Source organism: Streptomyces sp. BBFR51 (genome assembly GCF_044591655.1).
Taxonomy (GTDB): Bacteria; Actinomycetota; Actinomycetes; order Streptomycetales; family Streptomycetaceae; genus Streptomyces.
On the sequence record NZ_CP172448.1, the window covers coordinates 3,160,468 to 3,174,051 of the forward strand.

12 protein-coding genes and 1 tRNA gene are annotated in these 13,584 nt (G+C 70.3%); 9 read left to right on the plus strand and 4 right to left on the minus strand.

Going from position 1 to position 13,584, the window contains the following annotated elements; genetic code table 11:
* Positions 1 to 48: 48 nt before the first annotated feature.
* Positions 49 to 1,653, minus strand: a complete 1,605-nt coding sequence (locus ACGH7X_RS14290; RefSeq protein WP_399885299.1) for a beta-N-acetylhexosaminidase — start codon at positions 1,651 to 1,653, stop codon at positions 49 to 51.
* 140 nt (positions 1,654 to 1,793) lie between these two features.
* Between ACGH7X_RS14290 and ACGH7X_RS14295 the strand changes: the two genes are divergently transcribed.
* From ACGH7X_RS14295 to glmS, 3 genes are all read left to right on the plus strand, one after another.
* Entirely contained in the window at positions 1,794 to 2,687 is an 894-nt protein-coding gene (locus tag ACGH7X_RS14295) for a DUF4429 domain-containing protein (RefSeq protein ID WP_399885300.1), read from the plus strand.
* A 290-nt stretch (positions 2,688 to 2,977) separates the two neighbouring features.
* Positions 2,978 to 3,235 (plus strand): hypothetical protein, encoded by a 258-nt coding sequence (locus ACGH7X_RS14300; protein WP_399897016.1) that lies wholly within the window; start codon positions 2,978 to 2,980, stop codon positions 3,233 to 3,235.
* A gap of 48 nt (positions 3,236 to 3,283) precedes the next feature.
* Positions 3,284 to 5,101: a glutamine--fructose-6-phosphate transaminase (isomerizing) gene (gene glmS, locus ACGH7X_RS14305; protein ID WP_399885302.1), complete on the plus strand. Its 1,818-nt coding sequence runs from the start codon at positions 3,284 to 3,286 to the stop codon at positions 5,099 to 5,101.
* 168 nt (positions 5,102 to 5,269) lie between these two features.
* Here glmS and ACGH7X_RS14310 read toward each other — a convergent pair whose 3' ends face one another.
* Together ACGH7X_RS14310 and ACGH7X_RS14315 are read right to left on the minus strand one after the other, a co-directional pair.
* Positions 5,270 to 5,833: a GPR1/FUN34/YaaH family transporter gene (locus ACGH7X_RS14310; protein ID WP_399885304.1), complete on the minus strand. Its 564-nt coding sequence runs from the start codon at positions 5,831 to 5,833 to the stop codon at positions 5,270 to 5,272.
* Positions 5,834 to 5,963: 130 nt separating this feature from the next.
* Positions 5,964 to 6,491 carry a universal stress protein gene (locus ACGH7X_RS14315; protein ID WP_007449983.1) on the minus strand — a complete coding sequence of 176 codons (528 nt, stop codon included), beginning with the start codon at positions 6,489 to 6,491 and terminating at the stop codon, positions 5,964 to 5,966.
* 293 nt (positions 6,492 to 6,784) lie between these two features.
* Here ACGH7X_RS14315 and ACGH7X_RS14320 point away from each other — a divergent pair, with 293 nt between their 5' ends.
* From ACGH7X_RS14320 to ACGH7X_RS14335, 4 genes are all read left to right on the plus strand, one after another.
* The gene (locus tag ACGH7X_RS14320; RefSeq protein ID WP_399885307.1) at positions 6,785 to 7,177 is read left to right on the plus strand and encodes a hypothetical protein; all 393 of its coding nucleotides are present in this window, start codon (positions 6,785 to 6,787) and stop codon (positions 7,175 to 7,177) included.
* Between the two features lie 386 nt (positions 7,178 to 7,563).
* Positions 7,564 to 8,754, plus strand: a complete 1,191-nt coding sequence (locus ACGH7X_RS14325; protein WP_399885309.1) for a helix-turn-helix domain-containing protein — start codon at positions 7,564 to 7,566, stop codon at positions 8,752 to 8,754.
* A 163-nt stretch (positions 8,755 to 8,917) separates the two neighbouring features.
* Positions 8,918 to 9,520 (plus strand): oligoribonuclease, encoded by a 603-nt coding sequence (orn, locus tag ACGH7X_RS14330; RefSeq protein WP_399885311.1) that lies wholly within the window; start codon positions 8,918 to 8,920, stop codon positions 9,518 to 9,520.
* A 120-nt stretch (positions 9,521 to 9,640) separates the two neighbouring features.
* Positions 9,641 to 9,713: transfer RNA gene (locus ACGH7X_RS14335), tRNA-His, on the plus strand.
* 106 nt (positions 9,714 to 9,819) lie between these two features.
* On the opposite strand, the gene ACGH7X_RS14340 is transcribed toward ACGH7X_RS14335, so the two are convergent.
* On the minus strand, positions 9,820 to 10,875 hold the full coding sequence (locus tag ACGH7X_RS14340) for a LacI family DNA-binding transcriptional regulator (protein WP_399885314.1): 1,056 nt from the start codon (positions 10,873 to 10,875) through the stop codon (positions 9,820 to 9,822).
* 364 nt (positions 10,876 to 11,239) lie between these two features.
* Between ACGH7X_RS14340 and ACGH7X_RS14345 the strand changes: the two genes are divergently transcribed.
* Positions 11,240 to 12,565: an ABC transporter substrate-binding protein gene (locus ACGH7X_RS14345; RefSeq protein WP_399885316.1), complete on the plus strand. Its 1,326-nt coding sequence runs from the start codon at positions 11,240 to 11,242 to the stop codon at positions 12,563 to 12,565.
* Positions 12,566 to 12,570: 5 nt separating this feature from the next.
* Positions 12,571 to 13,584 (plus strand): carbohydrate ABC transporter permease, encoded by a 1,014-nt coding sequence (locus tag ACGH7X_RS14350; protein ID WP_399897019.1) that lies wholly within the window; start codon positions 12,571 to 12,573, stop codon positions 13,582 to 13,584.

Genomic DNA, 13,584 nt, shown 5'->3' on the forward strand with positions numbered 1-13,584 from the left:
CGGGCACCCCGGAGACGGTCCTCCGGGGTGCCCGTCACTTCGTCCGGGTCAGGTCGTCCAGGGCACCTGCGGCGACCGGTAGTAGTCGATCCCCAGCGCCTCCCAGCGCGGCGCCTGCTGGGCGAGCCGCACCTTGTAGGTGTCCCAGTCGTGCGCCTTCGCCGGGGCCCAGCCCAGCTCGGCGACGCCCGGCAGCCTCGGGAAGGCCATGAAGTCCAGCTGGTCCGGGTTGGACAGGGTCTCCGTCCACAACGGGGCCTCGACACCGCGGACCGCGGACGCCGGGGCGCCCGGCAGATAGGTGTCCGGGTCCCAGTCGTAGGACCGCCGCACCTCCACGTAGCCCGCCCAGGACAGGCCGAGCGGGGTGTCCTTGGTGTACTTCATGTCCAGGTACGTCCGGTCGGCCGGGGAGAGGATCAGCCCGGTGCCGTTCTTCGCGGCCTCGGCGACCTGGGCCTTCTCCGCGTCGCTGGTGCGGTCCAGGCCCCACCACTGGACGAGCGCGCCCTCGGCCGGGGTGGCGCTCGCCAACTGGTGCCAGCCGATGACCGTCTTGCCGTACTTCGCGACGATCGGCTGCACGCGGTCCATGAACTTCACGAAGTCCTCGTGCGGCGTGGAGTGCGCCTCGTCGCCGCCGATGTGGAGGTAGGGGCCCGGGGTGAGCGCGGCGAGTTCCCGCACGACGTCGTCCACGAATTCGTAGGTGATGTCCTTGTCCACGCACAGCGTGCTGAAGCCGACCTCGGTGCCGGTGTACAGCGGCGGGGCCACGCCGTCGCAGTTCAGTTCGGCGTAGGAGGCGAGGGCCGAGTTGGTGTGGCCCGGCATGTCGATCTCGGGGATCACCTCCAGGTGCCGGGAGGCGGCGTAGCGGATGATCTCCTTGTAGTCCGCCTTGGTGTAGTAGCCGCCGGGGCCGCCGCCGACCTCGGTGGAGCCGCCATAGGTCGCCAGGCGCGGCCAGGAGTCGATGGCGAGGCGCCAGCCCTGGTCGTCGCTGATGTGCAGGTGGAGCTTGTTGTACTTGTAGAGGGCGACGCGGTCGATGTAGCGCTTGACCTCGTCGACGCCGAAGAAGTGCCGGGAGACGTCCAGCATCGCGCTGCGCCAGCCGTAGCGCGGGGTGTCGTTCACGGTGCCGCCGGCGACCAGCCAGGGGCCGGGCTGCACGGAGTCCTTCTCGACGGCGGCGGGCAGCAGCTGACGCAGGGTCTGGACGCCGTAGAAGAGCCCGGCGGCCTTGCGGGCGGTGATGGTGACGCCGTCGCGTCCGCTGTCGAGGCGGTAGCCCTCGTCGCCGTAGGAGCCCTTCGCCAGGCGCAGCCGGATGCCGCCGTGGCCGTGGGAGGTGACGGGCAGCCGGTATCCGGTGGAGGGCCGCAGGAGGTCCGCGAGGTAGTCGCCGACGCGGCGGGCCTCGCGCGAGTCGTCGACGCGGATGTGGGTGCCGCGGGTGATGCGGTACGGGGCGCCGCCCGGGTCGATCGAGGCGGGGGCCGGGATCACCCGGTCCATGGGGGTCGCGGTCGTCGTCCGGGCCGGGGTGGCGCCGGTGGTCATGGCGCCGACCGCCGCCACCAGTAGCAGCGATCCCAGCAGCCGGGTGAGGCGGGGAGTCGTTCTGTGGTGCCGTCGATGAGGTCTCACGTGCGCTCCCTTCGCGATGGTGCAGTCACGGGGTGGGGCGTGGGGGTTGGGCGTGGGGGTTGGGTGTGGCGGGGTGGGGACGGGTGTGGACCACTCTCCCGCACCATCACCGCCCGCAGAAGCGATGAAACAATCCCCGCATGGCGGAAATCATCCAGAAGGACGGAACGTGGGTCTTCGACGGCGACGCCCTGCGGTTGACACCCGGACGGGACAAGAACGTCAGTCTGCTCCGCAGGGAGCTGGGTGAACTGCTGGTGCCGCTCGCGGCGTTGGCGGGCATATCGTTCGAGCAGGGGAAGAAGTCGGGGCGGCTCAGGCTGCGTCTGCGGGACGGCGCCGATCCGCTGCTGCACGCGGCGGGCGGCCGGCTGACCGAGCCGCACGACCCCTACCAGCTCCTCGTGGAGTCCGACCGGTACGGCGTGGCCGAGTACTTCGTGGACGAGGTGCGCAACGCGCTGCTCCTCGACCAGGTCCCGTCCGGCCCGGTGGACGCCTTTCTGCTGCCTGGCCCGTCGGTGCCGCTGTCGGTGTCGGCCGGGGACGGCGTCGCGAGCTTCGACGGCGAGCGGGTGCGCCTGGAGTGGAAGTGGCAGGCGGAGGACGCCAAGTCGGCCGCGGGGCCGCGCACCCTCCCCCTCACCGACATCGTCGCTGTGGAGTGGCAGCCGACGGTGGGCCTGGAGAACGGCCACCTCCGTTTCACCGTGCGGGGGGCGCCGACCAAGGCGCCGCCGAAGTACGACCCCAACGCCGTGGAGTTGTGGGGCTTCAAGAAGGATCCGCTGATGGCCCTGGTGGCCGCGGCGGTGCAGGCCCGCCTCCCGCATCCGGCTGCCCCGGCAGCCACGGCAGCCCTGGAGGACGCCGGTGGCGCCGAGGACGCGCCGCCCGCCCCGGCCCCCGCCGCCGAGGACGACCACGACGCGCTGCTGCGACGGCTGCGGGAGCTGGGCGAACTGCACCGCTCCGGGGTGCTGACGGACGAGGAGTTCACCCTGGCGAAGCAGGCGGTGCTGAAACGGATGTGACCGGCTGTCCCACCGGGCCCGACGCGCCCTGTCGGGCCCGGCGCGCCACCGTGAAGTGGTCGACCGTCTCGCCGCTCTCCGCGATGCCCCGCACCTCCAGGGCCGCCGGTTCGGGGCGGCGGCCTGCGAGGAATGTCCATGGCGGCTGAAACTCGTCTCCTCGGGCAACGAAATTTCCGCCACAAGATGGACAGGGCACGAACAGCCCCTCATGAGAGTTTCAACAGCCACCTGCCCGAAATCGGGCAGGATTCTTGCGTAGCCCTCTCCCGTACTCCAGGATCTACCGGGTGCACGACGAACTCGTTGATCATCTGACGCGGTCCACCCCGCTGAGCCGGGGCGAGGCGCTGCGCGTGATCCAGGACGTGCTCGCCTACTTCGACGAGACGACCGAGGAATACGTCCGTCGCCGCCACCGCGAGCTCCAGGCCCAGGGCCTGGTGAACGCGACGATCTTCGAACGGATCGAGGCGGAACTGAAATACCGAGCGGTCGCACCGCCGGAGCTGTCGCTCCGTCAGCTGCGCCGCATCGTCTACGGCTGAATCGTCTACGGCTGAGAAGCCGAAGAAGGACACGAGGTTTACGTATACATGTGCGGAATCGTCGGATACATCGGCAAGCGTGACGTCGCGCCCCTGCTCCTCGAAGGCCTCCAGCGCCTGGAGTACCGCGGCTACGACTCGGCGGGCATCGTCGTCACCTCCCCCAAGGCGGCCGGCCTCAGGATGGTCAAGGCCAAGGGCCGGGTGCGCGACCTGGAGGCCAAGGTCCCCGCGCGCTTCAAGGGCACCACCGGCATCGCCCACACCCGCTGGGCCACCCACGGCGCCCCCTCCGACGTGAACGCCCACCCGCACATGTCGGCCGACAACAAGGTCGCCGTCGTCCACAACGGCATCATCGACAACGCCGCCGACCTGCGCCGCAAACTGGAGGCGGACGGCGTCGAGTTCCTCTCCGAGACCGACACCGAGGTCCTCGTCCACCTCATCGCCCGCTCCGAGGCGGAGAAGCTGGAGGACAAGGTCCGCGAGACTCTCCGTCTCATCGAGGGCACGTACGGCATCGCGGTCATGCACGCGGACTTCCCCGAGCGCATCGTCGTCGCCCGCAACGGCTCGCCGGTCGTCCTCGGCATCGGCGAGAAGGAGATGTTCGTCGCCTCGGACATCGCCGCGCTGGTCGCCCACACCCGGCAGATAGTCACGCTCGACGACGGCGAGATGGCCACCCTCAAGGCCGACGACTTCCGCACCTACACCACCGAGGGCACCCGGACCACGTCCGAGCCCACCACCGTGGAGTGGGAGGCCGCCTCCTACGACATGGGCGGCCACGACACCTACATGCACAAGGAGATCCACGAGCAGGCCGAGGCCGTGGACCGCGTGCTGCGCGGCCGCATCGACGACCGCTTCTCCACCGTGCACCTCGGCGGCCTCAACCTGGACGCCCGCGACGCGCGCGCCGTGCGCCGCGTGAAGATCCTCGGCTGCGGCACCTCGTACCACGCGGGCCAGATCGGCGCCCAGATGATCGAGGAGCTGGCGCGCATCCCCGCCGACGCCGAGCCCGCCTCCGAGTTCCGCTACCGCAACGCGGTCGTCGACCCCGACACCCTGTACATCGCCGTCTCCCAGTCCGGTGAGACCTACGACGTGCTGGCCGCCGTCCAGGAGCTGAAGCGCAAGGGCGCCCGGGTCCTCGGCGTCGTCAACGTCGTCGGCTCGGCGATCGCCCGCGAGGCCGACGGCGGCATGTACGTGCACGCCGGGCCCGAGGTCTGCGTCGTCTCCACCAAGTGCTTCACCAACACCTGCGTCGCCTTCGCGCTGCTCGCCCTGCACCTGGGCCGCACCCGCGACCTCTCGGTCCGCGACGGCAAGCGGATCATCGAGGGCCTGCGCAGGCTGCCCGCGCAGATCTCCGAGATGCTGGAGCAGGAGGAGGACATCAAGAAGCTGGCCGCGCAGTACGCCGACGCCCGCTCGATGCTCTTCATCGGCCGCGTCCGCGGCTACCCGGTCGCCCGCGAGGCCTCCCTGAAGCTCAAGGAGGTCTCCTACATCCACGCCGAGGCCTACCCGGCCTCCGAGCTGAAGCACGGCCCGCTCGCCCTGATCGAGCCCGCCCTGCCGACGGTCGCGATCGTGCCGGACGACGACCTGCTGGAGAAGAACCGCGCGGCCATGGAGGAGATCAAGGCCCGCAGCGGCCAGATCCTCGCCGTCGCCCACCAGGAGCAGGAGAAGGCCGACCACACCGTCGTCGTCCCCAAGAACGAGGACGAACTCGACCCCATCCTCATGGGGATCCCGCTCCAACTCCTCGCCTACCACACGGCCCTGGCCCTCGGCCGGGACATCGACAAGCCGAGGAACCTCGCCAAGTCGGTAACGGTGGAGTAGCGCCCCAAAGGGGCGCGGGGCTGCATCGATGTGCGGCTCCGCCGCGTGGGCGCGAGCAACCCCCACCCACCGGCACAGGCGACACAACCGAACGGACCCCCACGTGTGCCACCAAACACGGGGGGTCCGTTCCCACGCCGGGGGCTGCCCAACCCCCAGCCTGCGCGGCTACCCGGCGGCCGTCATCCGCCGGCCCGCCACGCGTCGCGAGACACCCGTCGGCCAGTGGGCGAGCACCGCGGTCGCCGCGTACCAGGCGACCGCCCCCGCCGCGACGGCGAACCACCCGCCGGCCTTGCCCAGCACCTCGCTGTCCGCGAACACACCGAGGGCGAGGAGCAGGAGAGACACGAAGAACAACCCGTACGTGCCCTGCCCGAGCGTGTCGCCGCCGGCGAACGTGAGGGAGAGGGCGACGAGGGCGAACAGCAGCAGGAAGAGTCCCGCCGCGTTGGCGGAGACCTGATTGTCGGCGGAGACGGCCCAGGTGAACCAGAGCGCGCCGAGCGCGACGAAGGCCGTACCGGAGGCGGCGTCCTTCTCGCGCAGGGCCAGCAGACCGGCGACGAAGAGCGCGATGCCGCCGACGTACTGGGCGACGGTCACGGCGTCCGCCGCCGTCACCTGGTCGATCACGCCGGTGTGGCCGATGCCGAAGGCCAGCAGGGTGATGCCGAGGGCCAGTCGGCCGACGATGGTGGTGGTGCTTCCCGCAGAGACGTCGTTGTCCACGGCGGGCTCCCTTCATGCATGTGCAGTTGTGCGGTGACACGTATATGCCCTTCACAAGGGCACAAACACCTCTACGCGTCGGTAGCTTCACGCAGCATGAGCGACAGGGAGACCCGGGCCGCCGGGACCGTCAGGGAATGACCACCACGGGCCGCTTCGCCCGCTTGGCGAGCCGGCCGGCGACGGAGCCGAAGAGGCGGCCCACCAGGCCGTGACTGGAGCCGACGACGATGGCGTCCGCCTCGTACTCCCGCCCCACCTCTTCGAGTTCGTGGCAGATGTCGCCGCCGCGCTCGACCAGGATCCAGGGCACCTCGGCGAGGTAGTCCGCGCACGCCAGCTCCAGACCGAGGACCTCGGTGCGGTGGTCGGGCACGTCGACGAAGACCGGGGGTTCGCAGCCGGCCCACACCGTGGTGGGCAGCCGGTTGGCGACATGCACGATGACCAGGCCGGAGCCCAGCCGGGAGGCCATGCCGATGGCGTAGGCGAGGGCGCGCTCGCTGGAGGTGGAGCCGTCGAAGCCGACGACGACGCCGTGCTTGAAGGCTGGGTCGCACGACTGGCGTGGCTCTTCGGCCGCCAGGGGCTCGGCCGCCGTAGGTTCGGCGACGGGCCGCTTGCGGTCCGCGGGTTCGAAGAATTCGTGACCGGCCATGGCTGTCTCGGCGTTTTTATCCTCTATGGGGGACAACAGTGTGCGGCGGAGCTGTGTCCGGGAATGGTCTTCCCAACCCCATACCCCCAAGGGTACGGCGGCACGCCTCCTTCGCCCAGATCCCGCGAAGGGTCCGCCGCGGGGTCCACCGGAGCATGCCCGAGGGGGCGCCCGTAACGCAATGGTTGCTGGGCTGTACAGGCGGTTTGCACAGGATTCAACAGTCCGTTACCGGTCGTGACCCATGCGCCGGGCGGGCGTTGATCTCCATGCCGCCACCCCAGGGAGCCCCCGTGTCCGGACCGCACCGTCCCGCCGAGCCGACGTCCGGCGCACCCGACCGCCCCGGCCCGCCCGAGCGCGCCGTCCCGGCCGCGCCCGCCCGGGACGGCGTCACCGACCTCGTCCGCTGGGCGGCGTTCAGCTGCTTCCTCGTCCCGGTCGCACTCCTGTGGTACGGCGCCTCGTTCGCGGGCACCGCCGGTACGGCACTCGGCCTGGCCGCCGTCACCGGCGTCTGCCGCCTGCTGTTGCGGCGTTCGGAGCGCCTCGCGGCCCGGCCGCGGCACCGGAGTCGCGCGGTGCGGGACCGCGGCCGCGCGGTGCGGGGCGGGGGCCGGCGCAGGGCCCGACCGCCGGCTCACAGGGGCGGACGGCATGCTGGGGAAAACACACCGGTCGACTGACCGGTTTCCGCGCACAGTTCCGCTTCTTTTCAGCCAACTTCCGCCGGTGGCGCATCACCACCCCTCACCACCCCTCAACCCCCGTTCCACCTGCACGGAAAGGGTCTCGGGGACCCTCCGCACCCTATGGGGATTGGCCACTGACACAAGGCGCACTTCCCTGTGGCGCCCCGGAGTGCAACGCTTCGTGATCGACTGCTTCACGCCAAGTTGCCATGTCGACAATGTCCCAAGTGCCGAACCGGCCACCTCGGCGCGACGGGACACAGTAGATTCGATCTTGACTGTCTACGGCGGGGGACTCGTGCAGGACCGAGGGGAAACGTGTTGGAGCGAGAGACCCGAAGGGTAGAGGGTGCCGCGACCACCGAGGGGGGCTTAGCAGTATGAGCCACGACTCCACTGCCGCGCCGGAAGCCGCGGCCCGGAAGCTCTCCGGTCGACGCCGCAAGGAGATCGTCGCGGTGCTGCTGTTCAGCGGCGGCCCCATCTTCGAGAGTTCCATACCGCTGTCGGTGTTCGGGATCGACCGCCAGGACGCCGGCGTGCCGCGCTACCGACTGCTGGTGTGTGCCGGTGAGGAAGGCCCGCTGCGGACCACGGGGGGCCTGGAACTCACCGCGCCGCAGGGCCTGGAGGCGATCTCACGCGCCGGCACGGTCGTCGTACCGGCCTGGCGCTCGATCACCTCACCGCCGCCGGAGGAGGCACTGGACGCGCTGCGCCGCGCGCACGAGGAAGGCGCCCGCATAGTCGGCCTGTGCACCGGCGCGTTCGTACTCGCGGCGGCGGGCCTGCTCGACGGCCGCCCCGCCACCACGCACTGGATGTACGCGCCGACGCTGGCCAAGCGCTATCCGTCGGTGCACGTGGATCCGCGCGAGCTGTTCGTGGACGACGGCGACGTGCTGACCTCCGCGGGCACCGCGGCCGGGATCGACCTGTGTCTGCACATCGTGCGCACGGACCACGGCAACGAGGCGGCCGGCGCGCTGGCCCGCCGCCTGGTGGTCCCCCCGCGCCGGACCGGCGGCCAGGAGCGCTACCTGGACAGGTCTTTACCGGAGGAGATCGGCGCCGACCCGCTCGCCGAGGTCGTCGCCTGGGCGCTGGAGCACCTCCACGAGCAGTTCGACGTGGAGACGCTGGCCGCGCGCGCCTACATGAGCCGCCGCACCTTCGACCGCCGGTTCCGCTCGCTGACCGGCAGCGCCCCACTGCAGTGGCTGATCACCCAGCGGGTGCTCCAGGCGCAGCGCCTGCTGGAGACGTCGGACTACTCGGTGGACGAGGTCGCGGGCCGCTGCGGCTTCCGCTCGCCGGTGGCGCTGCGCGGTCACTTCCGCCGCCAGCTGGGCTCGTCCCCGGCCGCCTACCGGGCGGCCTACCGGGCGCGCCGCCCCCAGGGCGAGCGGCAGACGGACCCGGACGCGGGAGCCTCCCGTGCCCTGGCCCCGGCCGAGGCACCGACCGCGCTCCCCCCGGAGAACGCGGTCCCGTTCCAGACCCGCCGCACGGCGACCCCGATACCGGCGGGCGCGGCGAGCGTGCCGGGCCAGCGCAGCCCGGCGCCATGAGATGACGTGACACTTCAAACGCCGGACGGGCCACTTCAGCCCGTCCGGCGCTTGAGGACGAGGCCGTCCAGGCCGAAGCGGGGGCCTGGGGGCGGCAGCCCCCAGCGAGCCCAGCACCGACGCCGGGGACCAATAGACAGACGCCCACCGTAAAGTGGCCCGCATGAACGATCGCATGGTGTGGATCGACTGCGAGATGACCGGCCTCTCGCTGTCCGACGACGCGCTCATCGAGGTTGCCGCCCTCGTCACCGACTCCGAGCTGAACATCCTCGGTGACGGCGTCGACATCGTCGTCCGCCCGCCGGAGCGGGCCCTTCAGACGATGCCGGAGGTGGTGCGTCAGATGCACACCGCGTCCGGCCTGCTCGAGGAGCTCGACGGCGGCACGACCCTGGCGGACGCCGAGGCCCAGGTCCTGGCCTATGTGCGCGAGCACGTGAAGGAGCCCGGCAAGGCCCCTCTGTGCGGCAACTCGGTCGGCACCGACCGCGGCTTCCTGCTGCGGGACATGCCGACGCTGGAGGACTACCTCCACTACCGGATCGTCGACGTCTCCTCGATCAAGGAGCTGGCCCGCCGCTGGTATCCCCGGGCGTACTTCAACAGCCCCGAGAAGAACGGCAACCACCGCGCGCTCGCCGACATCCGCGAGTCCATCGCCGAGCTGCGCTACTACCGGGAGGCGGTCTTCGTCCCGCAGCCCGGCCCCGACTCCGACACCGCCAAGGCGATCGCCGCGAAGCACGTCGTACCCGCCGGATAGGGGCGCGGCCGCCCGGGCGGCGGCCTCCCGAAATGCGGGCGCGAGCACCCCTTCGGACCCTGTACACTTTTTCTCAGCCGGTCGGGAACCCCGCCATGCGGGATTCGAGCACCGGCCTTGGTGGGTGTAGCTCAGCTGGTAGAGCACCTGGTTGTGGTCCAGGATGCCGCGGGTTCAAGTCCCGTCACTCACCCTGAGGAATCAGCCGGTGACTCTCGAAAGAGGTCACCGGCTGATTCGCGTTGACACGCCGGCGGGGCGGCCCGCACGACCGCGCGCGCGCCGCCCCGCCCACGGCCTCACGACGACCTGCGCTCCACCAGTTCGGTCGCCAGGACCACCTGGTGCCGCTCCAGCCCCCGCGAGGCGGCCGGCCGGCGGTCCGCGATCTCGGTCAGCAGCAGGTCGATCATCGCGCGGCCCATCTCCTCGATGGGCTGGCGCACACTGCTCAGCGGCGGCTCCATGTGGCGGGCGATGGCCGAGTCGTCGTAGCCGACCAGCGCCACGTCCTCCGGGATGCGCCGGCCCGCCTGGCGCAGGGCCTGGCGGGCACCCGCCGCGGTGACGTCCGAGGCGGCGAAGACCGCGTCCACCTCGGGGCGGCGGCGCAGCAGCTCCACCATCGCGCGGTGACCGCCCTCCTCGGTGAAGTCCCCCGCCTCGATCAGTGCCTCGTCCGGGTCGTGCCCCGCGTCCCGCAGGGCGTCGCGGTAGCCGTCGACGCGCCGCTGGGCACCGTAGACGTCGAGGCGGCCGGTGATGTGGGCCACGTGGCCGCGCCCCCGGGACAGCAGGTGCTCGACGGCCGAGCGGGCGCCGCCGTAGTTGTCCGAGTCCACCGAGGCCAGCGACTCCGTGGCCGAGCGCGGGCCGCTGATCACCGCGGGGATCTCCAGCTGGGTCAGGAGGTCGGGCAGCGGATCGTCCGCGTGCACCGAGACCAGCAGGACGCCGTCCACCCGGTGGGCGGCCAGGTACTGGGCGAGCCGCTCCCGCTCCCGGTCGCTGCCCGCGAATATCAGCAGCAGCTGCATCTCGGTGTCGGACAGCTCGGAGCCGACACCCTTCAGCATGTCCGAGAAGTACGGTTCCGCGAAGAAACGGGTCTCCGGTTCCGGCACCACCAGGGCGATCGCGTCCGTGCGGTTGGCCGCCAGCGCACGGGCCGCCGTGTTCGGGACGTAGCCGAGTTCCGCGACCGCCGCCTCGACGGCCGCCCGGGTCGCGTCGCTGACCCGGGGCGAGCCGTTGATCACCCGGGAGACCGTGCCCCGGCCGACGCCCGCCCGTGCCGCCACCTCTTCGAGGGTGGGTCGGCCCCCACTCCGCCCACGCGCTCCGTGGCCTGCCATCGGCTCCGCCTCCCGTCGACACCCCCGCACTCTGCGGCTGGCCTGGAATTTAACAGGCCGGTCGGGTGTAATGACCGACTCCGGACCCTCCACCGTCGTACGGGGGTGTCTCCGCGCCGCTCGCAACGTCCAGTTAACAGGCCGATAACTGAACGCAATTCGTCGCGTCCGTTCCCTTGACACCCCCGCCCGGACCGACGACTCTTCAACACATCACTTGTGGGAGCGCTCCCACACTACCTGGCACATACACATCCCGCACGTTCCCCGCCCGAGCCGCAGCAACGAACGAACGACATGAAGCAGCGGGTCCAACCATGTAGTTGGCCGGGGGGTCGGCACGTCAGGGCAACAGGAGGACGCAATGCGAGCAGCACGTACACGATCCGCCCGCAAGGTGGTGGTCATGGCGGCCATCGCGTCGCTGGGCGCCGGGCTGCTGGCCGGCTGTGCCGACGACGGGAACGACGAGGACGGCTCGTCGTCGGGCGACAGCAGCGGCAAGACGACGATCACCCTCGGTCTGTTCGGCACGATGGGCTTCAAGGAGGCCGGCCTCTACGAGGAGTACGAGAAGCTCAACCCGGACATCAACATCGAGGAGAACGTCACCGAGCGGAACGAGAACTACTACCCCGCCCTGGTGAACCACCTCACCACCAACAGCGGCCTCCAGGACGTGCAGGCGATCGAGGTCGGCAACATAGCCGAGGTCGTCGCGACCCAGGCGGACAAGTTCGTGGACATGTCCAAGGCCGAGGGCGTCCAGAAGAGCAACTGGCTGGACTGGAAGTGGCAGCAGGCCACCACCAAGGAAGGCGCCACCGTCGGCCTCGGCACCGACATCGGCCCGATGGCCATCTGCTACCGCAAGGACCTGTTCAAGAAGGCGGGGCTGCCGACCGACCGCGAAGAGGTCTCCAAGCTGTGGGCCGGTGACTGGAAGAAGTTCATCGCGGCCGGCGAGAAGTACAAGGAGGGTGCCGGCAAGGACACCTACTTCATGGACTCGCCCGGCGGTCTGATCAACGCCATCACCAGCAGCGAGGACGAGAAGTTCTACGACGCGTCCGGCGAGGTCATCTACAAGACCAACCCGGCCATCAAGGAAGCCTTCGACCTGACCGCCGAGGCGGCCGAGAAGGGGCTGGTCCAGTCGCAGACCCAGTTCCAGCCGTCCTGGGACCAGACCATCTCCAACAGCCTGTTCGCCACCGTCGCCTGCCCGCCGTGGATGCTCGGCACGATCAAGGCCAAGTCGCAGCCGGACTCCGCCGGCAAGTGGGACGTCGCCCAGGCCCCGAAGGCCGGCAACTGGGGCGGTACCTTCCTGGGCGTGCCCAAGAGCGGCAAGCACGTGAAGGAGGCCCAGAAGCTGATCACCTGGCTGACGGCGCCCGAGCAGCAGGCCAAGCTGTTCTCGAAGATGGGCAGCTTCCCGAGCGCGCCCGCCGCGTACAAGCTGCCCGAGGTGACCGGCGGCAAGAACGACATGACCGGTGACGCGCCGATCGGCGAGCTGTTCGCCAAGGCCGCCGAGGAGATCCCGACCCAGGTGATCGGCCCGAAGGACCAGATCGTCCAGCAGGGTCTGACCGACAACGGCGTCATCCTCGTCACCCAGGGCAAGTCGGCCAAGGAAGCCTGGGAGAACGCCGTGAAGACCATCGACAACAACCTGGAGAAGTGACCGGAATGACCACCCGGCACGACACCGCCGCGTCCCCCGTCAAGGGGGGCGCGGCCCCGGGCCGCCCGCCCGGCGGCAGGGCGTCCGCGGAGGCCGATCGGAAGAAGCGGGCCAAGCTCTCCCGCCGCTGGCAGCGGGACATGCGCTGGAGTCCGTACGCGTTCGTCTCGCCGTTCTTCCTGCTCTTCCTCGCCTTCGGACTCTTTCCGCTGATCTACACCGGCTGGGCCTCGCTGCACACGGTGGAGCTGACCGCGCCCACCGACATGAAGTGGACGGGCCTGGACAACTACACCCGGATCTTCGACGACGAGTTCTTCTGGAACGCCGCGAAGAACACGCTGTGGATCGGCATCATCTCCACGGTGCCGCAGCTGCTGATGGCGATGGGCCTCGCGCACATCCTCAACTACAAGCTGCGTGCCTCGACCTTCTACCGGGTCGTGATGCTGGCGCCGTACGCGACGTCGATCGCCGCGGCCTCGCTGGTCTTCGTGCTGCTCTTCGGCCGCGACTACGGCATGATCAACTGGGTCCTCGACATGGTGGGCCTGGACAAGATCGACTGGCAGAACGGCTCGTGGTCGTCCAAGTTCGCCGTGTCCACGATCGTCATCTGGCGCTGGACCGGCTACAACGCGCTGATCTACCTGGCCGCGATGCAGGCGATCCCGCAGGATCTGTACGAGTCGGCGGCGCTGGACGGCGCCAGCCGCTGGCGGCAGTTCATCCACGTCACGCTGCCCTCGCTGCGTCCGACGATCCTGTTCACGGTCGTCGTGTCGACCATCGGCGCCTCGCAGGTCTTCGGCGAGCCGCTGCTGTTCGACGCCAACAAGGGCGCCTCGGGCGGTTCCCAGCACCAGTTCCAGACGCTCGGCCTGTACCTGTACGAGCAGGGGTGGGTCAACCAGCACCTGGGCCGCGCCTCCGCGATCGCCTGGGCGATGTTCCTGATCCTGATCGTGATCGGGATCCTCAACGCCGTCATCTCGCGCCGGCTGCGCGCCAGTAGTTAA

What these genes read in the sequence shown, in the direction of transcription:
- ACGH7X_RS14295 (WP_399885300.1), top strand. Translation starts at nt 1,794, where the DNA reads ATGGCGGAAATCATCCAGAAGGACGGAACGTGGGTCTTCGACGGCGAC.
- glmS (WP_399885302.1), top strand. Translation starts at nt 3,284, where the DNA reads ATGTGCGGAATCGTCGGATACATCGGCAAGCGTGACGTCGCGCCCCTG.
- ACGH7X_RS14315 (WP_007449983.1), bottom strand. Translation starts at nt 6,491, where the DNA reads ATGGCCGGTCACGAATTCTTCGAACCCGCGGACCGCAAGCGGCCCGTC.
- ACGH7X_RS14325 (WP_399885309.1), top strand. Translation starts at nt 7,564, where the DNA reads ATGAGCCACGACTCCACTGCCGCGCCGGAAGCCGCGGCCCGGAAGCTC.
- orn (WP_399885311.1), top strand. Translation starts at nt 8,918, where the DNA reads ATGAACGATCGCATGGTGTGGATCGACTGCGAGATGACCGGCCTCTCG.
- ACGH7X_RS14340 (WP_399885314.1), bottom strand. Translation starts at nt 10,875, where the DNA reads ATGGCAGGCCACGGAGCGCGTGGGCGGAGTGGGGGCCGACCCACCCTC.
- ACGH7X_RS14345 (WP_399885316.1), top strand. Translation starts at nt 11,240, where the DNA reads ATGCGAGCAGCACGTACACGATCCGCCCGCAAGGTGGTGGTCATGGCG.
- ACGH7X_RS14350 (WP_399897019.1), top strand. Translation starts at nt 12,571, where the DNA reads ATGACCACCCGGCACGACACCGCCGCGTCCCCCGTCAAGGGGGGCGCG.